The 25,504-nt window shown below is 45.7% G+C and carries 16 protein-coding genes; 5 read left to right on the forward strand and 11 right to left on the reverse strand.

The features are described 5' to 3' along the window. Positions 1–198: 198 nt before the first annotated feature. The 3 genes from HRU80_01500 to HRU80_01510 all read right to left on the reverse strand — a co-directional run bounded on the left by HRU80_01500 (position 199) and on the right by HRU80_01510 (position 3,141). Positions 199–2,223 carry a family 20 glycosylhydrolase gene (locus HRU80_01500; GenBank protein ID QOJ27608.1) on the reverse strand — a complete coding sequence of 675 codons (2,025 nt, stop codon included), beginning with the start codon at positions 2,221–2,223 and terminating at the stop codon, positions 199–201. A gap of 127 nt (positions 2,224–2,350) precedes the next feature. Next, positions 2,351–2,584, reverse strand: a complete 234-nt coding sequence (locus HRU80_01505) for a hypothetical protein (protein QOJ27609.1) — start codon at positions 2,582–2,584, stop codon at positions 2,351–2,353. Further along, positions 2,581–3,141: a sigma-70 family RNA polymerase sigma factor gene (locus tag HRU80_01510; GenBank protein QOJ27610.1), complete on the reverse strand. Its 561-nt coding sequence runs from the start codon at positions 3,139–3,141 to the stop codon at positions 2,581–2,583. The genes HRU80_01505 and HRU80_01510 overlap by 4 nt, the downstream gene beginning before the upstream one ends. Before the next feature lie 285 nt (positions 3,142–3,426). On the opposite strand from HRU80_01510, the gene HRU80_01515 reads away from it, so the two are divergent. Next, positions 3,427–4,260 carry a DUF3298 domain-containing protein gene (locus HRU80_01515; protein ID QOJ27611.1) on the forward strand — a complete coding sequence of 278 codons (834 nt, stop codon included), beginning with the start codon at positions 3,427–3,429 and terminating at the stop codon, positions 4,258–4,260. Between the two features lie 11 nt (positions 4,261–4,271). Then, positions 4,272–5,966 (forward strand): AMP-binding protein, encoded by a 1,695-nt coding sequence (locus HRU80_01520; protein QOJ27612.1) that lies wholly within the window; start codon positions 4,272–4,274, stop codon positions 5,964–5,966. A 226-nt stretch (positions 5,967–6,192) separates the two neighbouring features. Here the strand turns inward: HRU80_01520 and HRU80_01525 are convergent, their stop codons facing one another. The 7 genes from HRU80_01525 to HRU80_01555 all read right to left on the reverse strand — a co-directional run bounded on the left by HRU80_01525 (position 6,193) and on the right by HRU80_01555 (position 18,981). Further along, entirely contained in the window at positions 6,193–7,944 is a 1,752-nt protein-coding gene (locus HRU80_01525) for a VCBS repeat-containing protein (GenBank protein ID QOJ27613.1), read from the reverse strand. Positions 7,945–8,408: 464 nt separating this feature from the next. Continuing rightward, positions 8,409–12,599, reverse strand: coding sequence for a PAS domain S-box protein (locus tag HRU80_01530; protein ID QOJ27614.1), 4,191 nt, complete (start codon positions 12,597–12,599; stop codon positions 8,409–8,411). Positions 12,600–12,635: 36 nt separating this feature from the next. Then, positions 12,636–13,004 carry a hypothetical protein gene (locus tag HRU80_01535; protein QOJ27615.1) on the reverse strand — a complete coding sequence of 123 codons (369 nt, stop codon included), beginning with the start codon at positions 13,002–13,004 and terminating at the stop codon, positions 12,636–12,638. A 115-nt stretch (positions 13,005–13,119) separates the two neighbouring features. Next, positions 13,120–13,497, reverse strand: a complete 378-nt coding sequence (locus tag HRU80_01540; protein QOJ27616.1) for a response regulator — start codon at positions 13,495–13,497, stop codon at positions 13,120–13,122. A 284-nt stretch (positions 13,498–13,781) separates the two neighbouring features. Continuing rightward, positions 13,782–14,414, reverse strand: coding sequence for a response regulator transcription factor (locus HRU80_01545; GenBank protein ID QOJ27617.1), 633 nt, complete (start codon positions 14,412–14,414; stop codon positions 13,782–13,784). 2 nt (positions 14,415–14,416) lie between these two features. After that, positions 14,417–18,079, reverse strand: a complete 3,663-nt coding sequence (locus tag HRU80_01550; GenBank protein ID QOJ27618.1) for a PAS domain S-box protein — start codon at positions 18,077–18,079, stop codon at positions 14,417–14,419. A 362-nt stretch (positions 18,080–18,441) separates the two neighbouring features. After that, positions 18,442–18,981: a cold shock domain-containing protein gene (locus HRU80_01555; GenBank protein ID QOJ27619.1), complete on the reverse strand. Its 540-nt coding sequence runs from the start codon at positions 18,979–18,981 to the stop codon at positions 18,442–18,444. An 81-nt stretch (positions 18,982–19,062) separates the two neighbouring features. Between HRU80_01555 and HRU80_01560 the strand changes: the two genes are divergently transcribed. Together HRU80_01560 and HRU80_01565 are read left to right on the forward strand one after the other, a co-directional pair. Continuing rightward, positions 19,063–19,317: a SemiSWEET transporter gene (locus HRU80_01560; protein ID QOJ27620.1), complete on the forward strand. Its 255-nt coding sequence runs from the start codon at positions 19,063–19,065 to the stop codon at positions 19,315–19,317. A gap of 234 nt (positions 19,318–19,551) precedes the next feature. Next, positions 19,552–20,247 (forward strand): hypothetical protein, encoded by a 696-nt coding sequence (locus tag HRU80_01565; GenBank protein QOJ27621.1) that lies wholly within the window; start codon positions 19,552–19,554, stop codon positions 20,245–20,247. A 1,600-nt stretch (positions 20,248–21,847) separates the two neighbouring features. Here HRU80_01565 and acs read toward each other — a convergent pair. Beyond that, positions 21,848–23,827, reverse strand: coding sequence for an acetate--CoA ligase (gene acs, locus HRU80_01570; protein ID QOJ27622.1), 1,980 nt, complete (start codon positions 23,825–23,827; stop codon positions 21,848–21,850). A 317-nt stretch (positions 23,828–24,144) separates the two neighbouring features. Between acs and HRU80_01575 the strand changes: the two genes are divergently transcribed. Beyond that, the gene (locus HRU80_01575) at positions 24,145–25,191 is read left to right on the forward strand and encodes a T9SS type A sorting domain-containing protein (protein ID QOJ27623.1); all 1,047 of its coding nucleotides are present in this window, start codon (positions 24,145–24,147) and stop codon (positions 25,189–25,191) included. Positions 25,192–25,504 lie beyond the last annotated feature (313 nt).

Consider the following 25,504-nt stretch of genomic DNA (forward strand, 5'->3'; position numbering starts at 1 on the left):
GTATGAATTATGAAATATGAAGTATGAATTATGAATTATGAATTATGAATTGATGGGAGATTATCGGATATATTGATTCATACATTACAAAACACTGTAGAGCCACGCCGCGGCGTGGCTTTACGGTTTTAAATATATTGTTGATTTCATATGCCCCAATAGAGAGATTGCATGCATCGTCTCTACAGATTGTAATTATTATTTTATCAGCATATGCACAAATTCACTGACGGTTTTTGCAAACGGAATTTCCGTCTGTCCGTATGGTTTTTCGGCTTCCAGCAATACCGGCTCAACATTTTTATGCCAGTTCTTTGCCGGCTTTTTCTTTGAGAGATATATATCCACCGCCTCGATGCCCAGCTGTGACAGCTTTGCTATATTCTCCGATATCGGCTCCATCTCGCGCAGCACGGGAGACTGCAGGAAAAGCTCTTTCATGGCCGCGTGATTGTCTTTCATTCCCTTCAGGATTGATTTTAACTCAGCAGCGTTCTTCGTGTTCCCCTCCATCAGTTCCTTAAAGAGCAGTCTTACCCGGCGGGAGATCATGCTTTCCGGACGAGCCGCGTCAACCACTCGTGTATAGGGGGAGTAGCTTGTGTATTTCACTCCCTGGCGGTGACGGGTATATATCTTAACCGGCTCAACAATATCGGCAAGTTTTTTCAGCGGGGTGATATCGCGGTAACCTGTCAGGCGGCGCAGCATCATTTCATAATTCTTTATATGCAGCACTCCGGTTTCCTCAAGCTGATAACTTATCTGCTCCATCCGGCTGTACATGGACTCCACATCACGCAGGGTTCCCGGTGACCAGAATCGCTCGGCAATGGCAATCGTCCGCGGCCAGATGCGGCTATCCACCGTCTCCGGAGTAACCAGTTCAGCCCACATGGTTGCCTCTCCGCCGAGTATGCGTGCGCGTTCTTCGGCTGTCAGCACTGAGTCAACCGGCGCAGGGTCGTTCAGATAATGGAATTCGGCTGACTGTATAAGGTCTATATAATAGCCGTTAGAAAGTATCCCCATATATCCCTTCCGGGCTGATTCAAAAAGATATTTCACCCCGCGCCATGAGTGGATTACAATATCCTTCGGCAGCTCCGGCTGAAAGATCTCATCCCACCCGATCATCTTCTTTCCGTTGCGGGTAAGTATCTGAAGAATTCTTTTGTTAAACATCGCCTGCAGTTCATGATTATCCTTAATCCCCTTTTCTTTCATGAACTTCTGTATATCCTCATTTGCATTCCACTGTTTGCCGTTATTTTCATCACCGCCGATGTGGAAATACTCATCCGGAAAGAGAGCTGCCATTTCAGTAAAAAGTGTATCAAGGACTTCATACGTGCGCTCAATAGTCGGGTTCATCGTCGGGTCAAACACTCCCCAGTTGCGTTCAATTTTATAAGGTCCGGGCGCTGATGCCAGTTCAGGAAAAGCGAGGAACCATGCGGTGGTGTGTCCCGGTACATCAAATTCTGGATAAACACGAATGCCGCGGGCTCCGGCATAACGGATAATATCTTTAATCTCTTCCTGGGTAAAATAGTCGCCGTCTGAGCCAAGCAGATGAAGCTGCGGATATTTTTTGCTTTCAATGCGGAAGCCCTGATCTTCACTCAGATGCAGATGAAGCACGTTTAATTTGACAGCGGCCATTGCGTCTATATTGCGCTTAACCACATCCATCGGCATCCAGTGGCGGCAGACATCAAGCATCAGCCCGCGCCAGGTAAAACGCGGTTCATCATTAATGCGCGCACCGGTCAGGTAATAGCCTGCAGCATCAGAGGCAAGCATCTGCAGCAGGGTTTCCAGTCCGCGCATAACCCCGAAGGTCGTCTGTGCCTTAAGCATAACCGAGGAAGAAGAGATACTCAGGTAATAGGATTCATCTTCGTTAATCTGCAGCTTTCCCGGGCGCTCAACATAAATTTTCAGATCGGAAGAGTCATACCGTGAAGCGGAGGTTACATAATCCTGCGGAAAGAAGAGGCCGGTTCTGCCTGAAAGCCGGCGAAGCACGCGCGTTGCGTACATCTGAAGATCTGCATCCTCACTGCCGAATATGGATATATCAAAATCCTTTGTAAGCCGGAAGTGATCGCCGGTAAGAGCAATCTCTTTCGGATAGGGCATCAGGTTAAGCTGCGGTGTCTGTGAGGCCATAATGCCTGTCAGCAAAAACAAAAGGAAAAAAGTTCTGAGTATATACATGACTGGGGTAACTCCGGGAATGTTTGAAGGTCGGGACTGCGGGAATTCCTCCGCTCTGGAGGAGTAAAATCATTCTGCTGCATGCGGTTTCAGGAAGCGCTCAGCTTCCTCCGTTCATCAGCAGTCATCATTCAAGATTCAGTTTCTTGAGAAGATTCTTGCAAACGTCATCCGATGCGGTGAAATTATAGTTTTTATAAAAGTCTATGGTCATCTCAACTGACTCAAAATACTGCTGGCAGCAGGTACATTTTGAAAGGTGCTCGCGTATATCCTTGCAGCGCTGAGCAGCCAGTTCCTCTCCAAGACTTTCGCAGATGTGATTCATCACATCACCGCAGGTAACTTTTTTTTCGCTCATTTCTGAAATGCTTTCGTTATTTCTTTTCGTAAAAACGCACGCGCGCGGTGCAGACGGCTTTTGACCGCTGCTATAGTAAGACCGGTTATGTCGGCCGTTTCCTCCGTAGAATTTCCTTCAACATCGCGCAGCATAAACACCACCCTGTATTCCGGCGCAAGTCTGGAGATTGCATCATCCAGTACCTGGCGGAGTTCTTCATTTTCCACATTCTTAACCGGAAGAGAGCTCCAGTCAGTAAAGTAGCGGTCGTCAAACAGCCCCTCATCCGTTTCGGGATCGTTAAACAGATGAGACTTATCCGCCCGGGCAAGCATAAAACAATGGTTTACCACTATCCTGTATAGCCAGGTAGAGAGCTTGCTGTTTCCGTCAAACTGATGTATTGCTTTTACCATGCTGAGAAACGTTTCCGACATGGTGTTTTCCGCCTTTTCCTTATCACGGCAGATTTTGTACGCAAAGTTGTAAATGGTCTGGGTGTATTTTTTTACCAGATCTCCCAGAGCTTTGCGGTCACCGGCTTTAGCCAGTTCTATCAGTTTTTGTTCGTCCATTAATTTGATGAGATTTCAGAAAACAAGATTCCGAAACTTACGCACCGGCGGGCATAAATGCTAAAAAAACGGGTCGTAATATTGCCAGGCGGCGTTATTTCTCCCCTTTTAGTGCAGGATTTTTCTCCGTGAGGTAATGAACTTTACCCCGGCACCTCATTCAGCTTTTCATCCTGATCCGGCAGTGGCCTTAAGGAGCAGCCGCAGTAATTTTCCGCGCTCATCTCATATTGCTATTCGCTATTTTACCTTACTGAATTCTCATAATTTGTAAGGACCAGCAGCATGAACACCCCACGGGGCGTATACCTTCTTATCTTATTCTTACTCCTCTCTATTCCCGCGGCGGCACAGAACGATTCAATCCTCTACCGGATAAAAAAAGCAGTGAGTGCTTCTCCCGACTGTCCCGAATACGGACGTGATACAGCCGCCGGATGCATTGAAGGATATATGACCTGGCCGGAGATTACCGGAAGCACCAATAACAGCATCGCGGCCATTGTGCTGGATAAACTCCGGGCGGAAATCAGTCTTGAAAACCACCGGCATTTTCTGAAAGAAGGCTTCGGAAAAAATCCGGATGATGTAACCAGAACGTTCATAAAAGAACTTGCTGCTGAACGGAACGAGTGGGGGGAAGGATTTCTCTCAGCCCCGATGAATTATCTGCGGGAGATTTCAGTCTATTTTAACCGGGCAGGTGTTTTTTCTGTCGGAGTTTTTGAGGGGGGATATACCGGCGGCGCGCATCCGAACTTTTTTACCTCTGTATATAACTACTCTCTTGCGACCGGCCATATTTTTACTCCGGCAGATATTTTTTATAAAGATGAAATGGATAAAGTCCTGCAGATTGCTGAAAAGGAATTCCGCACCATCATGGAGATTCCCTCCTCGGGAGATATTAATGACCACGGCTTCTGGTTCAGTTCAGGCAGATTCCATCTCAGCCAGGTCTTCTTCCCGACCGAAGAGGGTATCACCTTCATCTATAATCCTTATGAAGTTGCACCCTATGTAATGGGAGAGATTCGCATAACACTTCCTTACTCAGCAGTTAGAAAACATATATCCTCCTGGGGCCCGTTAAACAGCTTTGCTGAAAAAGAACAATAATTTTTTGAAAGATGATCCTCATGCAACCCAGAACGCTACACACACTTCTCGCGCATTCCTTAAAAACCTATCCCGCAAATCCGGCGATCGGATGGGTAGGTAAAAAGCCGGTCACTTATACTGAATTCGGCGATCAGATTTTCCGGCTCCAGAATACCCTCAAAGCCGCAGGGGTGAGAAAAGGAGACCGTGTTGCGCTCCTTGCTGAAAATATGCCCAACTGGCCGGTCTGTTATTTTGCCGTCACCACCATGGGAGCAGTTGCTGTTCCTGTAATGTATGACTTCAGCGCCGTTGAAATTGATTATATACTCCGTCACGCGAAAGTAAAAGTGCTTTTTGTCTCTTCAAAATATTTATCCAAGGTTGAAAATGATGATTATCCTTCGCTGACAAAAATATTCAACATGGATGAACTGACAGAGCTCTCCGTAAAAAAAGAAAACGGCTTTCTTGAGACTCTCGCCGAAGAAGGCAAAAAAAGTCTTGAAAAAATCCGCGATGCGGTCTTCGGTTCACAGGAGCAGGAAAGTGATTATATTCCTTCCGAAGATGATATCTCCTCGCTGATATATACATCCGGCACCACGGGACACTCAAAGGGGGTTGTCCTCACCCATAAAAATATCGTCGCCAATGTACTGGCCACGGTTGAGATGTCGGGCATTAAGCAGACCGATACGCTCCTTTCCATACTACCCCTTTCCCATACGTTTGAATGCACACTCGGAATGATAACTCCCGTCTATTCAGGCGCATGTATTTATTATCTGAACGGTATGCCGGTCCCCGCTGTTCTTCTCCCTGCTCTGCAGGAGGTAAAACCAACAATTATGATGTCTGTTCCTCTGATTATGGAGAAGATTTACCGCAATAAAATACTCCCTGCGTTTAAGAAGAGCGCAATCCTGCGTACACTTCACAAAGCGCCATTCATGAGGAAAGTGCTTCACAAAAAAGCGGGGCAGAAGCTCATGGAAACCTTTGGCGGAAGAATGCGGCTTTTCTGTATCGGCGGAGCTCCGCTGGCCGAAGACGCGGAGCAGTTTCTGCATGAAGGAAAGTTCCCTTATTCAGTCGGCTACGGCTTAACCGAAACTTCACCGCTGGTAACAGGCAATCCGTCAGAGACCTATAAACCCCGCACGGTGGGAAGACCAATTCCCGGTGTGCAGGTAAGCATTCTTGATAAAGATCCTTCAACCCACATCGGCGAAATAGCCGTTAAGGGAGATAATGTGATGCCAGGTTATTATGAAGATGAGGCCAAAACCAGTGCGGTTTTCACTTCTGACGGCTGGTTCAGAACCGGAGATCTCGGCTTTATTGACAGCGAAGGATATATACACATTAAGGGAAGAAGCAAGAATATGATTCTGGGTGCCAACGGAAAAAATATATACCCCGAAGAGATTGAAGCGCTTATCAATGAGCAGGAGTATGTGCTGGAGTCACTGGTCTATGAGCAGGAAGGCAAGATCATGGCGCGGGTGCACTTCGACTATAAGGCTCTGGATGAACTTTTCACACCGCTTAAGCTGAGCGTTGTAGAAGCCGCGGCAGAAATCAAAAAGAAGCTTGAAGCAATAAAATCTGAAATCAATAGTAAAATACCATCATACGCGCAGCTTTCAGCATTCATAGAACAAACCGACCCGTTCGAAAAAACTCCGACATTAAAGATCAAAAGATATCTATATCAATAGAATTATGAATGATGAAGTATGAATTATGATTTTGCTTACCGGGATAAATAGCAGCGCATTCCTTCAGGATGTCCTCTGATATTTATGGTAAAACCCCACCCGATATGCACTTGGACACCTCGTGACCTTTCCTGATAAACAGAATAAAAAAACCCTTCTCCGCATACACAGAGAAGGGTCTTTTTCGGGCAGCGTTCCGCAGGAAATTTTACTCCTCACCGCCCTTTTATTGTATATACATCATCTTGCCCGTGCGCCTGAATCCGTTATAGACCAGATGATAATAATAAACTCCGGAGCTCAGCCCCCGTGCGTTAAACCGGATCTGCTGTTCTCCCTCTGAAAGCGTTCCCTTAACCAATCTGGTAACCAGTTCTCCGCTTTGATTAAATACCGTGAGGTCAACAAATCCCGCCGCGGGCAGTGAGAACCGTATGGTGGTTTCCGGATTAAAAGGATTGGGATAACTATTATAGATAACAAAGCCCTCAGGCAAACGTGCCTCACCTATATCGGTATATAAAGTACTGTCCTCCGTAATACTAAGGGTCTGGTTTGCAGCGATCTGTGTGAGTACCTGCTTCACACCGGAAGGAAATTCCACCAGAATGGAGTCTGTCACCTGCGCATCAGCAAGTCCAAAATGGAGCTGAAGTGTTTGTCCGCAGTAGCCGGAACTCCCTGCAACTCTTCTGCTCTGCCAGAGAGGTATCCCGTTCTTCATTGTTTTAACTCTTACAATTGCGCCAATTGCACTGCTGTTGGATACGGTTCCTTCAAGATTAATCTTAATCCATGAATTGGCTCCGCCGTTATTCCTGAAAAGAGAGTTGTTTTCAGAGTTGTCAAAACATTTAGCCACAAACAAATCAAGCCAGCCGTCATTATTATAGTCCCCCATTGCTGAGCCGTAACTCCATCCGGTCTCAACCGCGCTGATATCAGCGGTATCGCGTGTGAATTTTCCGGTACCGTCGTTGATATAGAGAAAGTTTTTCACCCGCCCTGCGGAACTGAAGGCGTTGGTAATGTAAATGTCAACATCTCCGTCGTTATCTATATCACCCATCACGCTTCCGAATGAGTCTCCGTCGTCGGAAACCAGACTTCCCTGTACTGATTCTGTAAAGGTTCCGTTGCCGTTATTCAAAAAGAGCTTATTGTTCTGATCGTTATAATTTACGATGAGCAGGTCAAAGTCGCCGTCATTATCAACATCCTCCCAGCTGCTGCTGGTAGTATTTCCTGCTGAAGTTGTCAGCGGTGCCAGTACTGCTTTATTGAATGTCCCGTCACCGTTGCCATAATAAACATTCTCATGCTGATTACCTTCATTGGTTACAAAGAGGTCAGGTTTACCGTCATTATTAATATCAATCCAGTCAGCATTTCGTGAAAAATACGTTTCCGTAACTGCAGCCCCGGTCGTTATTCTGGTGAAAGAACCATCCCCGTTATTGCGGTAAAGATTGTTCCGTCGGTCTCCGTCGCTGTTGCAGACGTAGAGATCCAAATCGCCATCGTTATCCATATCACCCCAGGATGCCGCTTCACTGAAGGTATTATTTGTGCTTACTGCAGAACCGGTAATCTGCGTAAAGGTACCGTTGCCGTTATTGATATATAACAGATTCGGCTGACCGTACCAGTTGGTAACATAAAGATCTTCATCACCGTCATTATCATAATCCCCCCAGGTGCTTCCGTCAGAAGAGCGGTTATCAAGGGTCACGGGGGAGTCAGTGATTTTAGTAAAAACCTCATTGCCATCATTTCTATAGAGGAAGTTATTCTGGCCTCCCTGCGGACCATTTGTTACAAACAGGTCAAGATCACCATCATTGTCATAATCAATCCAGTTAACAGCCCTGGAACTGCCTCCGTCAGTTACGTGACTGCCGCTGGTTACTTTTGAAAAATATTGCGCCTGCACGCTCTGCAGAAGAAGCAGCGTTACACTCAGTAAAAACAATTTCATGAAATACCTCTTTTTTGTTACGAAACAAAGATACTCCGGCAGAGATATCAGCACCCATATCTTATGATGAGTGTGCAAAAACAGGGATGAACAGTAAACAGGAATTTTTCGGAGAGAAAAGAGGGTGTGCACAGCCCATTGAGAACCTTGGCCGGGGCTGCGGGAAGCTGATGAATTATACTCGCCGCTGCTTTAGCATCCGTTTAAAATCCGCGGGCCATTTGCGGGTACAAGGATATTAACGACTTTAAGGACAGCATGGACTTTATGTCAGAAGATTTTTTTCATCCTTCATTTTTCATTCTTCATTCTTCATTTTTCATTACGCATTATTCATTAAATAAAAAGCCCCGCGCCGGGTTAAAGCGCGGGGTGGTTCTTTTCTTCACAGAGGTTAGGGCTAACATGTGAGTTTTATTATCAGCGGTGCTTATCAGCAATCAATCATTTCATCACTTAATCATTCACGCACCGCCGGTAAATATCTCTTCAAGTAACTGAAGAAGTTCGATCTGCCGGAAAGGCTTTGCCATATAATGAGTACAGCCGCCGTTCAGAAAATAACTGCGGTCATGCTGCATTGCATAAGCGGTCATCGCGATTACGGGAGTAGTATTGTTAAGACTGCCGCTCCTGATTCCCCTGGCCGCGGCAAGTCCGTCAACTCCTTTACCCAGATTTATATCCATCAGAACCGCCTCATACTGCTGCTCTCTGCTTTTCTCAATGGCAGATTCTCCGTCCCATACATGATCGGTTATATATTTTCCGTATAAAAACTTCTGAATGATTGTAGCATTCAGTTCATCATTTTCAACCAGCAGAATTCTTTTTCTTGCCGCTGTATGTATTTTTTCTTCATCAGCCAGTACAATATGTGCGTCTTCATTTTTCAGCTCATCGGTAACATCAGCGGGGAGGAAAACATGAAATACGGAGCCCCGCCCCTGTTCACTTTTCAGACTGATTGCGCCGCCAAGTTTTTCAACAAACTTCCTGGTAATTGACAGCCCGAGTCCGGTACCCTCATATCCGCGGTCGGTACCTTCTGACACCTGACGGAATTCATCAAAGATCATTTCATGATTTTCAGGTGCTATTCCTATTCCGGTATCTTCCACGCTTATTCTGATCATCTTTTTACCCGGCTCTGTTTCTTCAATGGCAGAAATTCGCACCGTGACTCCGCCGGTATGAGTATATTTCACCGCGTTATTAATAAGATTATTCACGATGCTGTTCAGCAGTCTTTCATCCGAGATGATTTTAAGATAATGGTATTCCGGTTCAAAATTGATATATAAACCGTTCCGCTCGGCTATTCCGGCAAAATTTTCCACGGCTTCGGATGTGATTTTAACCAGATCAACAGTTTCTTTTTTAATATCAAGCTTCCCTGCTTCAAGACGCGACATATCCAGAATCAGATTGAGTGTATCAAGAAGCCTCTTGCCGCTTTTATGAATCAGTTTTCCATATTCGGTAACCTCTTCATTGAAGCCGCCGTCATAGATAATTTCAGAATATCCCAGTACGCCAATCATGGGAGTCCGCAATTCATGACTCATGTTGGCAAGAAAACTTGATTTCAGCCGGTTCATCTCTTCTGCCCGGTCTTTTGCTTCCGTCAGTTCTTTTTCCGTCCTCTTTATTGCCGTTATATCCTCATTGACGATAATGGCACCGGTCAATTCATTCTGTGCGTTAATGATGGGCACCGATGAATTGTAAATAATCTTTTTTGTTCCGTCAAAGCAGTCAATCTCAATCTCCTCGTTTATCGAAGTTTCCCTGTTTCTTATGGCCCGGGCAGCAGCCCACTCATCCGGCTGAATTTCTTTTCCGGTTTTGTACCATCTTCCTTTATATTCGGCGAATTTATCTATCCCAACGTAACGCGCACCACCCCAGATCTTCATAGCGGCTTCATTGCCGCTGACTATCGTACCCTTCTCATCCATAATCCATACACCAACAGGAAGTAGTTCCAGAACGTTGATGAACAATCGCACCTGGTTCTCAATAGTCTTCTGGTACTCCCGCATCTGTGTTATGTCATCTTTGATCGCAAGGTAGTTAACCGTCTGCCCTCGACTATTTCGGACAGGAGATATTGTTGCTGTTTCGTAGTATATATCACCGCATTTTCTTCTGTTTACAAATTCCCCTCTCCAGGAGTCTCCATTAATTAAATGTTGAAACAACTGAGTATATGTTTCACGCGGTGTAAGTCCGGACTGCAGAATTCGCGGATTCCGCCCCAATACCTCTTCTGCTTTGTAACCAGTCATGCTCTCGAAAGCTGGATTCACATATTCAATAGAGCCGTCAAGCGCCGTTATTAAAATGCTTGAAGAAGTCTGACTCACCGCTGCAAATAGCCGGTTTATCTCCGTCTGCTTCGCGGCAATCTCCGTTTCATCAATAAGCACACCAGCGTGTCCTATTATCTCTCCCCCTGAATAGATCGGTGAAGTTTTGCACCGCCAGAATATTTCTGTCCCATCCTGTCTGATAAGACTTCCTTCCGCGGCGAAGGATTTTTCCTCATGTATTGCTTCTGTCCATTTCATGAGCATTTGCCGCTTATCCTTCTGTTGAAGTATTCCCATCCAGGAATAATTTTCCAGTGAGTCCTCCTGTACGCCGGTAATCTGATGCATCAGTTTATTGCTGTAAGTCATTCTGCCTGCCGGATCAAGTATAAAAATGCCAGCGGGTGACTCCTCAACAACTGCCCTCAGTCGTGCATCGGTCATGCGGAACGATTCTTCCATATCAAAGAATTTCAGACCGAACGAAAGATCTTCGGCCATTTCATCAAGAAGATAGCGGTCATCCTCACCAAAGAAATCCTTTTTTTCCGAGATCAGAAGAACATAGAGCGGGGTTCCCCGTTTTACGCTGAGCTGCATAGCCGCGAAGGAGCCAATGTGCATTTTTGCTGACTCTTCAGGCGAAAGAAAATCCGCGCCGGTTATATCATTACAGTAAAAAACACTTCCGTCTGAAAATCCCGCGTTAAACTTTTCACTTTGCTTAAGCAGAAGTATTTCTGTTAATGATGCGCAGCCGTTGCTGAAGCCCACTTCTTTAATAGTTTCTGTAGTCTGATTGCCTGCTGTTCTTCCGATCCATACTCCCTTAAATTTTCCAATCTGCACGGCAACCCGGATGATTTCTGAAAAAAGATCATCCGCGTTTGATTTTCTAACAATTGCTTTATTCGAAGCGCTGAGCATTGAGTAAAGACGATTCAGACGCCTTATTTTCTTCTCGTGTTCTTTCCGCTCAGATATATCACGAACAATACTCTGATAAAAATAAGCTCCGTCAATTTGAAGCAGTTTCGCGCTTACTTCAACCGGAAATACTTCACCATCCTTCTTTTTGTGAAGAGTTTCAAAAGTTATTTCACCGGTTTTATGCAGCAAAGCAATCACCTCCTGCACGGAAACACCCTCATCATTACCACGGATAATTTCAGCTGGTTTGCCTGCTAATTCCTCGAGGGTATATCCGTACTCTTTAAGAGCTTTCTGATTAGCTTCAGTAATTTTTCCCGATTCATCCACAAGGAAAATTATGTCTCCCGAATTCTGCAGAATGTAATCATATTGTCTGAGCAATGCGTTTCGTCTGAGTTCTTCTTCATAAAGATGCAGATACATCTTCTTTTTCTCTTTTCTGTAGAACACGTCAAACCCAAATATAATGACACCGAAAAAGAGTAAGGCATATCCCGATATAAAGAAGACACTATAAATTACCGGACGCATAAGCTCTGCTTTATCTGTTTTTACGGTAAGCGCCCAGTCGGTGTCCGGAATTCTTTTCAGGTAACTTATTACCTTTTCCCCCCGGTAATCCAATCCTTCTACAATCCTGTCCGCTTGAGCAAAAGCTTTAACGGCCACATAACTGCTGTCATGCGTGGATATCTTTAGTGAGAGTGCTGAATTCTTCCGGTGCCGCAGCTCATTAAGGTACACAATAGAATCCCTTTCCACCAGAGAGAGCGTGCTCTCTGACGTAAGACTTTCGTATGGCCAAGAGTCCAGCACAGGATAGAGTTCTTTATCCGGATTGATGCGGCCGAAGAAAAACAGATATGGTGTTTTTTGTTTTCCGGAATATTTGAAGAATGGAACAACCAGCGTGAGATGTATATGCCCGTTTTCATCTTTATGAAAATCAGATATGAAAGGCGCTAAAACTGAGTCCCCTTCTTTACAAATAGCATTTATCAAATCATCTGGTTTTGAATCCGTTCCGTAGGAAGGGAGTATTTCTTTACCTCCCCTGGAGCAGATGTGAATCCCTGAAAAACTGTATCTGCTGCTAATGACTGCCAGATATTCTCTGAACATAGCAAGTTCCTGCTCGTCTGATTTTCCTTTACCAGTATAGTTTTCAGCAAACTGACGGACTTTGTCATCATAAAAAATTTCATCCGCCGCACGATAATAATTGTTCCGCCAGTTAATAATTTCATTCGCTTTATAATCAGCTATTACTTTAAGCTCCCGTTTCTGGGTGTTTTGTATCTGTTCTTTCTGATAAAAAAACAGCGCTGCCGCTACTATGCCAAGCAGAGTTGCGGCTACAGCTATTAATCTGAATAAGTTTTTTGTTTCAATTCTATTCGTGCTCATCAGAGCTCCGTTCTTCTTTAAATGTGTTCACCGCTGTTAATTATCCAGCACTTCCCCTTCAGCAACCTTTTCCACCAGAGTTTTAAGTTCGTACTTTTTATGAAAAACCATAAATCTGAGTATGCTGAAGTTTAAGGTCATCATGGGAGAAACCTCCGAACTGAGAAAAAACATCCGTGCCTTTCCGGAGATGTGCCTTAATATATACGGACGCATTTTAAAGAGCGACCCCAGTTCATCAAAATCTATGATCGCTGCATCAATCCTTCCGGAGGTAAGCACCGATATAAGCTCCTCAGTAGTATTTGCTCCCGTGATACGGAATACACTGCCGCTTTCAGTAAGCTGCGTTCTGATTCTGCTGTTTAGTTCGGTGTTGTTCTCAAAAAGAAGTATATTTTGCATTGCCGTGTTATTAAAATTTTACACAGCAAAATTATCTTAGACTGCAATGACCTGGCAGAGGGGAATTTATGATATGCGTATCGTATTTTTGTAACAGGAACGTGTAGCGTAAATGCTACCTGGTATGACCTGAGGTGTGTTTTTCGAGAATGGAAAGAAGCCCTGTTACATCATCGGATTTATCAAAGACGTAGTCCGCACCCAGCAGGAGAGACTTTTCACGGATCATTTCAGAATAGTAATTGGTGAAAACAATGAGTGTGGTATCCTGTTTTTTCCCCTCATACCACTCCAGTAAATCAAAACCGCTTCCGTCCGGCAGTCCTATATCCAGAATTATACATCCTGCGCTGTTTAGGCTCAGCCATTCTTTAGCTGATTTCACGTCACCGGCAACTCCGGCCACGGAAAACTGCTCCCGTTCAAGCAGCCGTATTAACTGGCCTATAATCTCCGGGGAATCGTCAACGATAAAAACAGCTTTTGTATTCATAATATTTTATATTCAGACTGTAATTTGGCGGGAGCGGAATCCTTAATATGTCGCACCTGATGTTATTTTGTTGTAGTATTTAAACGACAAGTAATGTAATCAGGGTTGAATTGTTAGAAATCAGGAGAAAATTGTGGTTAAAATTATGCACTCGGCCTGCGGTGGATTATGTTAGTTCTGTTCTGACCAGCGTTGAGAATCTTCTTTACAAGCGGCTGAAAGTGAAAATTCTAATAAGACAATACGATATCAGGGATCTTATTGACAGCTGAAGTGCAGGTATACTATTCGATCAGTTTGTTTTTAACCGCGTACTGAACCAGTTCGGCATTTGACTTAAATCCCATTTTTTCAAGAATTCTGGCACGGTAGGTATTCACCGTGCTCGGGCTCAGGTTCAGATCAGACGCTATTTCATTCTGCGGTTTACCCTTAGCCATGAGTATCATTACTTCAAACTCCCGGTCAGAGAGCATCTGATGGCTTACTTTGCCAAGCGTAAGATCAAGATCAAAGGCAAGTTTTTCGGCCAGGGGCTGACTTATATATTTCCCCCCCGCCCCGGCTTTTCTGATGGCAGCAAGCAGTTCCTCCGGATCGCTTTCCTTGGTCAGGTAACCGGAAGCTCCGGCTTTAAGCGCGCGGACTGCATAATGCTCTTCCGGATGCATGGAAAGTATAAGAACTGCAACTTCGGGATGTATGCTCTTAATATCCTTTAGTATTTCCAGACCGCTCCTCGAAGGGAAGTTAAGGTCGAGTACAACCACATCGGTATCGTGACTGTCCAGAAAAGGAAGAATTTCGTCAGGATTTCCGGTATCTCCGGCCACACTGATCCCGCTCTCACCTTTTAATACCTTCTTTAAACCTTCACGTATCAGCTGATGATCGTCTGCTATATATACTTGTATCATGGTTATTCCCGGTAATTGCTGCCTGCTGTTCTGTTATCTGAATCCGTCTTTTCCGGAAAACGTACCAGGACTGCGGTTCCCCGGCCTGGTCCGCTTTGCACGGTAACTTCACCCCCGAATATATACATCCGTTCTTCTATCCCCATAAGCCCGAACTGCATTCCCGCATTTCTTCCCTGCGGGGTGAATCCTTTGCCATCATCGATTATCTTCAGTTCAAACCATTCCTGCCGGCGTGTAAAGGTTATGCTTACGCTGTTAGCCTCTGCATGTTTAATCACGTTGGTAAGGCATTCCTGCACTATCCTGAACAGCGCAAGCGATACATCTTTACTGAGTTCAGGACTTTCTGTGCTGTTTATAAACACAGCAGGTTTTCCGGTTTTTTGCCTGAAGTCATCAGCCAGCCACTCTAAAGCCGCATAGAGCCCAAGATTATCAAGAATCTCCGGTCTCAGCTGTGTAATAAGCCGGCGCACTCCTTTTACGCTCCTGTCAACCGTTGAAGAGATGACTTCAAGTTCAGTTGCCACTTCATCCTGCACTTCGCCATACTTTCCTTTTTTAAACTCTCTTGTCAGATACGCAATGTTCATTTTAATGGCGGTAAGAAGCTGCCCAAGTTCATCGTGCATTTCCCGCGCTATGCCAATACGTTCATTTTCGCGGGTGCTCTGCAGATGCACTGCAAGTTTATGAAGTTCATCCTGTTTCTCAAGCAGTTGACGTTCATAACGCATCCGGTCTGATATATTAAATGATATGAAAGAAAAGGTATCATACTCCCCGGGATATTCAATCTGGCTGATTGATGCATGAAGATAAAAATCCTTTCCCGCTTTAAAAAATGGAGCATCAAGACTAACCGGCTGACTGGTCTTTCTGCATTGTTCAAATAGATCTATCCACCCATTGTATTCTTCTTCACTGTCAGTCAGAAGGCGTGTTGACTGACCATTAAGAGAGCCCGGTTCAAATCCTGCAAGACGCGTGAACGCATCATTAAGCATAAGAACAAATGCTTCCCGACCTCGCAGTTCAACTATTCCCATATAAAACCTTCCCGTGTTAAACAAGGCCTGTAATTGTTGGGTTCTTTGCCATATCAGCTGCTCGTTTTTTCTGCGTTCGGTTATATCCCGCATCACTATCTGTATTTCACCTGAAGATGTGAGCTGTGCCGAAAATTCCGCATAAAACTCCTCCCCGTTTAATTTCTTAAAACGTTCCTCACCTTTAACGGGAGTTCCGCTTAACACTTTTCCGCGAATAACTTCCTGCTCCTGTTCATTGCTGCCGGTGATGAGTGAAGCCAGCGAAATTGTCCAGTAGTTTTCTTCCGTCATTACGAAAAGTTCAAGCGCAGCAGGGCTTGCATAGGTGATAATGCCTTCTCCGTTAATCTGCATCACGGCATCAGGCATCTGGTTAATCAGGTTTCTGTGCTTTTCTTCACTTGCCCTGACCGCTTCTTCCTTACGCTTCGATTCTGTTATGTCGGTTATCAGCGCAATACCCCCGCGCAGCGAACCGTCTTCATTTTTTAAGGGTATTCCGCTTACCGAATAAATGTATTGCTGAATGCGAATCTCTTCTTTCAATTCTTCCCCCTGCAGGACTCTGCTGAAGAAACCGGCGGAAAGCCCGTTACCATTAAACGAGAGCAGCCGGTCAATCCGTTTGCCGGTATATATCTCGCTGCCAAGACCCAGTTTTTTCATCTCCGCTCCGTCAGCCAGCTGTATCACAAGCTCAAGGTCAAAAAGATAAACATCAGTGCCGGGAATGTTCGCGGCAACCGACTCATAGTTTTTCTTGCGAATCTGGCTCTCTTTTTCCGCCTTCTCTCTCATCCGGATGCTGTGAATTTTTTCCACGGCAAATGATATATTTAAAGCAATCCTCTCAAGAAGCTGCAGCTCTTCGTCATAAAAGAAGTCTTTTTCACGTGCGGAGAAGGAAATAAACGCGGGCTCTTCACGATGAAGGTCAAGCGGGATAGCCGCGGCCGCTCCTATACCTGCTGCTTCAATCCGCTCTCTCCACTGCATAACCGAAGGATCCTCAGGAAGATTATTTATATACACCATTTGCCCCGTGGCTAATGCCCGTATTGCCGGGCTCTGCCCTGCTGAGTTATCATCGGTTTGAAGAGTAAGACCCGCCAGAAACTGCTCCGCTTCCCCCGCGCTTGCCAGAGGAGTGATGGTGCCCAGTTTTGTTTTAATGCCAATCCAGACCAGAACAAAGCCGCCATGTTTTACGGCCGTTGCACATGTTTTTTTCAGGAGCTCATCTTCGTTTTCAATCCTGATTATCAGCTCATTAATTTCATTGAGCAGAATATTAAACCGGTTCAGTTTTTCTATCCGTCTGCGGTCAGCTAACGTTTGCGTTATATCGCGAATGATGCCAAAAAAGTACTTTTTCCCTCCGCTTTCAATTGTTTTGGAGCTTACATCCCCTGTCCAGACAGTACCATCCTTACGGATATAATCAACCAGGGTTCTAACTCCCCCTTCAAGCCCGGCTCTGCGCTGATGATCTTCAACCTGGGATGCATACTGAGCGGTTCTCAACTCACGCAGGTTTTTTGTAAGCAGTTCCTCATGTGTGTATCCGAACAGTTCCTGCGTTTTAATATTTACTTCCTGAATATCTGCCTTTTCATCGGCAATAAGTATTGCATCATTTGCGAACCGCGTCAGCGTTTCATAGCGCTGAACCGCCTGAGCCCGCTCCTGTTCTTTTATCAGCAGTTCCCGGTACTGCTTTATGGTGGTGCGGCTGATAAATGTATATACACTTACACCCGCAATACTGATGAACAGTATGGTAAATCCGAAAATCAGAAAAACACTCTGATCAATGGCGCTGTAAATTTCATCAAGATCTACTTTGCTTACCAGATACCAGTTCTTATGTGAAAGTTTAACCACATTAAGCAGCGCATCTATTTTACGGTAGTCCCTTCCTTCGGCAATACCGGTAGCTTGTTCCGAAACCATGTATGCGGCTGTATATTGGTCAGCCCCGGGCAGCTTAAACCGGAGCGCCGTATTTTTCCGGTGCCTGAGCTCATTCAGATAGAGAACACTATCCCCTTCGCTTGCGAGAAGCAGGGTTTCAGCTGTTTTACTTGGAGTGGGCCAGGTTTGTATAAGCGGGAAGAGTTCTTTGTGAGGGTCCACATGGAAATAGAGCTTCAGGCGCCTTGTTTCTCCGTATGCTCTTACTGTAGCAATCAGATCCATGGCTATTGTTTCGCCTGACAAATAGAGATCTGAGAAATATATCGTATCAGGTTTCGCGATACTCGTAATCCGCTCCGCAAGAAGAGACTGACTCGCACTGTCACCTACCATACAAAGAAGATTATCCCGTTCATCCCAGAGACTGATACTGCGGTACGGATGATTTTTGTAAAGAGGATACAGCCACGCTTCTACTACCTGACGCGCTGAGGCCGAGCCGGGATTATTGCCAAGACGTGCTGCATCCCTGTGAAACGCGGGATTATAGTAAAAAAAGAAGGCATCTGACCACCGTTCACTCAGCCATTTTTCTATCTGCTGTTTTTTTAACGAGGTGATTGCCGAAATTTCATTATACCGGTCCTGTTTGATGGCCGATTTATTATAATTATAGAACAGAACTTCGGACACAATAATCAGCACAGACAGGCCAAAAAATACTGTCAGGGGAAACCATTGTATGTTCTGCTTCTTCAGCGGCACAGGCGAGTGATTTTTGTAAATTTTAGATAGGGGAAAATAAGAATTTTTCTTTAAATACTTTACGTCTTTGGCCAGAGTCGTAAAGACGGGAAACCGCCGGAAATGATTGCAGCTATTTAATCCGCCGGAGAACTTTGCGCTTTTCTTACGTTACATTGCACTCATAATCCTCACTCTGCACCTTAGCTTCTATGCGCTAAGTGTTTAGGTGATTTTAAGGTCTTAAAGGGGAGCAGCGACAAAAAAAATCAAGGACACTGTTAATTTTCCCCGGGTTCATACTTCATACCTCAGAATTCATGCTTCAAAACGTCTTCATACCAGAACGGCTTCGGTTCTTTGCCCTCCAGCGCTTTAATATCCAGAATCTCCAGAAAGCGCTGATATTCATCTCTGGATATATACGGAAGTATGGTAGTGGGGAGATTTTTTACTTTCTGAGAGCTTAAGACGGCATCAATCTGCTCCCGGCTCAGGTGACTCCCCTTTTTTAGTTCATCAAACGCATAGAGCAGGTCATAAAGATTAATGGTACCCATGCTGAATTCACCGATAATCCTCTCTGCAAATCCGGGAATCAGTTCCGCGGGCACATCTGAAAGCAGATACCATATCTTATCAGCCTTCCGTTTTCCGTTGGGCTGAAGTTTTGAGATAAAGTAGATGATAAAATCCCCCCGCTTCATGTGGTTGAGTTTTTCCCTGAAATCCTCCTTGCGAATCTGGGAAAAATGGAAGAAGATATCGCCCGGGTAATTAAGACTTTTAAGAAACCCGAACCCCTTTTCGTCAATTTTTTTAACCCGGCAAAAATCCAGCGGTTCGCTCATATTCTGTCTCTGTTCTCTCTTTAATGATTACATTTACACTTCAAAAATACGCAATTCTGAACCGGAATAAGGAAAAATAGATTGACTGAACTGATAGGATACGCCGCCGCCTTCTGCACCACTATTGCATTTCTCCCTCAGGCGGTAAAGGTGTATAAAACAAGACATACAAAAGATATCTCCCTGGGAATGTTTCTGCTGCTTACCACCGGCGTGGTACTCTGGCTGACCTACGGGATTATAATAAACTCCTACCCCATCATAGCCGCAAACACGGTTACCCTGTTGTTTGATATATATATACTTTATATGAAGATAACGCTGGACAAAGGGTGAGTTTGGGGTGCTTGGTGCTTGGTGCTTAGTTTTTGGTTCTTGGTTCTTGGTTCTTGGTTCGTAGTTCTTAGTGTTTGGTGATCCGGTCATACGCTCCGTGCATTCAATGGGGTTGGGGTTTGGATCGTTTTCTATTATCCGGTCATATGTTTCGCATATTTAATGAACCCGCGTAGCGGGTAACCCGTTAATAGAAAGGCATCACAAAATGATATCCCAGAACCCGCAGCGCGGGTGACCCATTTATTTTTCGGTCAAACGCTATGCGCATTCATTAAAACCCGCGGAGCGGGTGTCCCATTAATAGAAACACATCACAAAATAAAATCACACGAACCCGCAGCGCGGGTGACCCATTTGTTTTTCGGTCATACGCTGCGCGCATTCATGCAAACCCGCGTAGCGGGTGTCCCATTAATAGAAACATATCACAAAATAAAATCACTAGAACCCGCAGCGCGGGTGACCCATTTGTTTTTCGGTCATACGCTGCGCGCATTCATGCAAACCCGCGGAGCGGGTGTTCCATTAATAGAAACACATCACAAAATAAAATTACCTGAACCCGCATCGCGGGTGACCCATTTGTTTTTCGGTCATACGCTGCGCGCATTCATGCAAACCCGCGGAGCGGGTGTCCTATTAATAGAAACATATCACAAAATAAAATTACCTGAACCCGCAGCGCGGGTGACCCATTTGTTTTTCGGTCATACGCTGCCGCATTCATTAAAACCCGCATCCTGGATGTCCCGTTTATTAATTTATCATTTGCTATGCGCATTCATTAAAACCCGCGGAGCGGGTGTCCCATTAATAGAAACATATCACAAAATAAAATTACCTGAACCCGCAGCGCGGGTGACCCATTTGTTTTTCGGTCAGCGCTGCGCGCATTCATGCAAACCCGCGGAGCGGGTGTCCCATTAATAGAAATACATCACAAAATAAAATTACCTGAACCCGCAGCGCGGGTGACCCATTTGTTTTTCGGTCATACGCTACGCGCATTCAAAGGGGTTGGGGTTTCATCATATCCTATTAATTAGTCATGCGCAACGCGCATTTATGCAAACCCGCATCTTGGGTGTCCCTTTTATTAATTGGTCATACGCTGCGCACATTCATGCAAACCCGCGGAGCGGGTGTCCCATTAATAGAAACATATCACAAATAAAATTACCTGAACCCGCAACGCGGGTGACCCATTTGTTTTTCGGTCATACGCTGCGCGCATTCAAAGGGGTTGGGGTTTCATTATATCCTATTAATTGGTCATACGCTACGCGCATTCAGTAAAACCTGCGTAGCGGGTAACCCATTAATAGAAACACATTACAAAATAAAATTACCTGAACCGGCAGCGCGGGTGACCCATTTATTTTTCGGTCATACGCTGCGCGCATTCAATAAAACCCGCGGAGCGGGTGTCCTATTAATAGAAACACATCACAAAATAAAATCACACGAACCCGCAGCGCGGGTGACCCATTTATTTTCGGTCAAACGCTGCGCGCATTCAAAGCGGTTGGGGTTTCATCACATCCTATTAATTGGTCATACGCTACGCGCATTCATTAAAACCCGCGGAGCGGGTGTCCCATTAATAGAAACACATCACAAAATAAAATTACACGAACCCGCAGCGCGGGTGACCTATTTGTTCTTCGGTCATACGCTGCGCGCATTCAATTAAACCCGCGGAGCGGGTGTCCCATTAATAGATACACATCACAAAATAAAATTACCTGAACCCGCAGCGCGGGTGACCCATTTGTTTTCGGTCAAACACTACGCGCATTCAATAAAACCCGCATCCTGGATGTCTCGTTTATTAATTGATCATTCGCTATGCGCATTCATTAAAACCCACATCTTGGGTGTCCCCTTTATTAATCCGTCATACGCTACGTGTATTCAATAAAACCCGCGGAGCGGGTGTCCCATTAATAGAAACACATTACAAAATAAAATTACACGAACCCGCAGCGCGGGTGACCCATTTGTTCTTCGGTCAACGCTGCGCGCATTCAAAGGGGTTGGGGTTTCATCATATCCTATTAATTGGTCATGCGCTACTCGCATTCATGCAAACCCGTATCCTGGATGTCCCGTTTATTAATTGATCATTCGCTATGCGCATTCATGCAAACCCGCGGAGCGGGTGTCCCATTAATAGAAACACATTACAAAATAAAATTACCTGAACCCGCAGCGCGGGTGACCCATTTTTTTTCGGTCATACGCTGCGCGCATTCATTAAAACCCGCGGAGCGGGTGTCCTAATAATAGAAACATATCACAAAATTAAATCACACGAACCCGCAGCGCGGGTGACCCATTTGTTTTTCGGCCATACGCTGCCGCATTCATTTAATTTCCATGCAAACAAACCCCGCACAATTTTAACCAAACAAAAAAGCCCCGTAACCGGGGCTTGTTTTGCTTTATATATCAATTCTGATCTAGAAATTTTCCAGACTTCGTAGCGACACGCCGCGGCGTGTCGTTACAAATTTAGTATGGTGTATTAATCCTCATCTCTAAGCTTTTCGAGCACGGAAAAATCCTCCAGCGTGGAGGTATCTCCCACAATGTTTCCGCTGGTAGCTATCTCACGCAGCAGACGCCGCATAATCTTTCCGCTCCGTGTCTTTGGCAGAGCATCAGAGAAACGTATCTCATCCGGTTTTGCAATGTGACCAATTTCACTTGCAACATGATTTCGCAGCTCTTCCTTCAGCAGCAGTGAGGGCACCTTGCCTCCTTCAAGAGAAACAAATGCCACGATAGCGCTTCCTTTAATTTCATCCGGACGAGCAACCACGGCAGCTTCTGCCACATCATGATGACTCACTAATGCACTCTCAATTTCAGCGGTACCAAGACGGTGGCCGGAAACGTTAATCACGTCATCAACACGCCCCATTACCCAGAAGTAGCCGTCTTTATCCCGCCGCGCGCCGTCACCGGTGAAGTAGAAGCCCTTATACTCAGACCAGTATTGCTTTTTGAACCGCGGTTTATCGCCGTATATAGTCCTGAGCATGGAAGGCCAGGTATCTTTTATGATAAGATAACCGCCGCTTCCGGGAGGAACGGGTTTGCCGGATTTATCCACCACCTCAGGCATCACTCCCGGCATGGGGAAGGTGCAGCTTCCGGGTTTGGTTTGAGTTGCGCCGGGCAGCGGTGAAATCATAATGGCGCCGGTTTCGGTCTGCCACCAGGTATCCACAATCGGGCAGTTCTGTTTGCCCACAATCTTATGATACCACATCCAGGCTTCCGGATTAATCGGCTCACCAACGGTACCAAGCAGGCGCAGCGATGAGAGATCATGCTTAAGCACCCACTGTTCACCCCAGCGGATGAATGCACGGATTGCGGTCGGGGCGGTATAAAATATATTAACTCGGTATTTATCAATAATGCGCCAGAAACGGTCCGGTTCAGGATGATTGGGCGCGCCTTCATACATCAGGGTAGTAGCACCGTTGAGCATCGGGCCGTAAATCACATAGGAGTGTCCTGTTATCCAGCCCACATCAGCCGTGCACCAGTATATATCCTCATCCTTCAGGTCAAACACCAGACGTGTGGTTAGATAGGTATTCACCATATATCCGCCGGTGGTGTGCATAATTCCTTTCGGCTTGCCGGTAGTGCCTGAGGTATAGAGGATAAACAGAGGATGTTCCGAATCAAGCTCTTCAGCGGGGCACTGGTCATTAACAGACTGCATAATTTCATGCCACCAGTGATCGCGTCCGGCGCTCATGGCTACTGTATGATCAGCAACACGTTTGTATACAATCACATTCTGCACGGTGGGGGTATGCTCCAGCGCTTTATCTACTGCGGGCTTAAGGGGAACAATGGAACCGCGGCGTATTGCTGCATCAGAGGTTACAACAAGCTTCGCCTGTGCATCGTTAATCCTGTCTTTAAGCGCCTCGGCAGAGAATCCTCCGAAGACCACCGTGTGCACCGCACCGAGCCGCGCGCAGGCAAGCACCGCTATGGCCAGCTCCGGAACCATGCCCATATATATGGCCACCCGGTCTCCTTTTTTGATGCCCATCTTTTTGAGCACATTGGCAAATTTGGATACTTCCCTGTGCAGCACCTGATAGGTAAGGATGCGGGTTTCCCCCGGCTCACCTTCCCAGATAATGGCTGCCTTGTTCCGGCGCCAGGAGGTAAGATGCCGGTCAACACAGTTATAAGCGATGTTGGTTTTGGCACCCACAAACCACTTTGCGTCGGGGGCTTTCCACTGCTTCACCTTGCTCCAGTGCTTAAACCAGTGAAGCTGATCGGCAACCTCGCCCCAGAATTTCTCGGGGTTCAGCAGCGACTCTTTGTACATTTTTTTGTACTGCTCGATGGATTTTACATGCGCCTGCTTTGAAAACTCCGGCGGGGGAGCAAAAACGCGGTGCTCTTCCATGACCGAATCGATGCTCTCATGGCTCTGATTTTCCGCTTTTTTGGTGATTTTCTTCATTAGTATCCTCTGAATTGATCTGATATTTATCCGGGCAAAATAGAAAAACCCCCTGTAACTACAAAAGAGGGACGCCAACAAATATCGGAGAATTTTAGCCGTTAGTGCAGCCATGGGACCCCTCCGGATGAGTGGTTTAATTCCCCCCGTTCCCTGGCCCGTTGCGGTCAGGAACAGAGAGGTAATGTCTTTCATACCGCCGTATCAATAATTCATCCCCCGGATTTGCCGTTCCTCCCGAAATTCCTGCACGGCGCACGCCCCCTCCGTAATTTTGCTCCTGTGATTGTATATTTTACCAGGAAAAAGGACACAGAATGAAGAAAAGCTTATATATATTCTTACTGCTCACGGCAGCGGCGTTCGCGCAGGTAACACTTGACTCACGGAAAATACCGGCGGCAGGTGACCGTGTGTATATCATTGAGGCCGATGAAAGCGGGGTTGACAGCATGGCCGGAGGAGCAAATAAACTCTGGGATTTCAGTTCGCTATATATCTCAGATAATTTTGTCACCATGAAATATGTTACCCCGGCTGAAACTCCTTTTAGTGATGAATTCCCCGGAGCAAACCTTGCGGCATATACCGAAGAACTCGCCGAGTTAGCCGGATATCTTTACTATTACGGAACCACCTCCAATCTTGACCTTATCGGCATCAGAAGCGTGCTCTATCCGGAACGCTACGAAGACGCAAGCAGGCTGTTAAACGCACCATTCGGTTACGGCTCATTGCTCTCCGACGAATACGCCACGGAAGCGGAGCTTGAAGGTGTTACCATTATTAAAAGAGGAACAAGAACTCTCACCGGTGATGCTTACGGCACACTCATCCTCCCCGGTAAGGAGCCTGTTGAAGTGCTCAGAGTAAAATCAGTTGATGAAGTAAAGACCATGTACTATTACGGTGAACTTGAAGTCGGTTCGGATAATCTGCTTTCAACCAGCTATACCTGGTATGATCAGAGCGGAAAATTCCCCCTCTTAAACGTTATCGAAACCGTAAGCTGGAATGATGAAGATACCCTTACTTCACGTTATGCTGAAGTATATACAGAAGATACCCCAACCAATGTAAAGGAGCCGGAATTGTTTCCGATGAAAGCTGAATTACGGCAGAATTATCCAAATCCGTTTAACCCCGCGACCGAGATCAGATTCTCTGTTGACCGTCCGGGCAATGTATCACTGCAGGTATATGATATACTGGGCAATAAAGTAGCAGATCTGGTGAACGGATACCATGAGGCTGGCAACCACAGCGTGCGCTTTGACGCAAGCGGCCTCAGCAGCGGAACCTACTTCTATGTTCTGAACGCAAGCGGTACCGTCCTCAGCCGCAAAATGGCGTTATTGAAGTAAGAATTATGAAGTATGAACGGGGGAAGTTTAATAAGCTGAGTTTGATTTAGTGGATTGATTGAACCCGAGAACCTCCGGGTTAGTGAATGATCGCCTCCGGGAAAGTTATCCTTCCCGGAGGTCTTTTGTTTTATAAACCAACGATGAGGATAACCCGCGGATTGTCATATCGTGTACCTTGTTTTCCCCAGCCGCATACATCTGGACGGGTCACGGCCTGAGCCAAATTGATCAGTGCAATAATCCTACCCAAAACCCAAGTTTTACCCAAAAAATCGTTCGTCAAACTCAATTTTCAAATGCCCAATGCTAA

It is taken from the genome of Ignavibacteriales bacterium, from assembly GCA_015709675.1.
GTDB lineage: Bacteria > Bacteroidota > Ignavibacteria > Ignavibacteriales > Ignavibacteriaceae > H2-BAC3.

What these genes read in the sequence shown, in the direction of transcription:
- HRU80_01575 (QOJ27623.1), top strand. Translation starts at nt 24,145, where the DNA reads ATGAAGAAAAGCTTATATATATTCTTACTGCTCACGGCAGCGGCGTTC.
- HRU80_01520 (QOJ27612.1), top strand. Translation starts at nt 4,272, where the DNA reads ATGATCCTCATGCAACCCAGAACGCTACACACACTTCTCGCGCATTCC.
- acs (QOJ27622.1), bottom strand. Translation starts at nt 23,827, where the DNA reads ATGAAGAAAATCACCAAAAAAGCGGAAAATCAGAGCCATGAGAGCATC.
- HRU80_01500 (QOJ27608.1), bottom strand. Translation starts at nt 2,223, where the DNA reads ATGTATATACTCAGAACTTTTTTCCTTTTGTTTTTGCTGACAGGCATT.
- HRU80_01510 (QOJ27610.1), bottom strand. Translation starts at nt 3,141, where the DNA reads ATGGACGAACAAAAACTGATAGAACTGGCTAAAGCCGGTGACCGCAAA.
- HRU80_01530 (QOJ27614.1), bottom strand. Translation starts at nt 12,599, where the DNA reads ATGAGCACGAATAGAATTGAAACAAAAAACTTATTCAGATTAATAGCT.
- HRU80_01515 (QOJ27611.1), top strand. Translation starts at nt 3,427, where the DNA reads ATGAACACCCCACGGGGCGTATACCTTCTTATCTTATTCTTACTCCTC.
- HRU80_01525 (QOJ27613.1), bottom strand. Translation starts at nt 7,944, where the DNA reads ATGAAATTGTTTTTACTGAGTGTAACGCTGCTTCTTCTGCAGAGCGTG.
- HRU80_01505 (QOJ27609.1), bottom strand. Translation starts at nt 2,584, where the DNA reads ATGAGCGAAAAAAAAGTTACCTGCGGTGATGTGATGAATCACATCTGC.
- HRU80_01535 (QOJ27615.1), bottom strand. Translation starts at nt 13,004, where the DNA reads ATGCAAAATATACTTCTTTTTGAGAACAACACCGAACTAAACAGCAGA.
- HRU80_01540 (QOJ27616.1), bottom strand. Translation starts at nt 13,497, where the DNA reads ATGAATACAAAAGCTGTTTTTATCGTTGACGATTCCCCGGAGATTATA.
- HRU80_01555 (QOJ27619.1), bottom strand. Translation starts at nt 18,981, where the DNA reads ATGAGCGAACCGCTGGATTTTTGCCGGGTTAAAAAAATTGACGAAAAG.
- HRU80_01545 (QOJ27617.1), bottom strand. Translation starts at nt 14,414, where the DNA reads ATGATACAAGTATATATAGCAGACGATCATCAGCTGATACGTGAAGGT.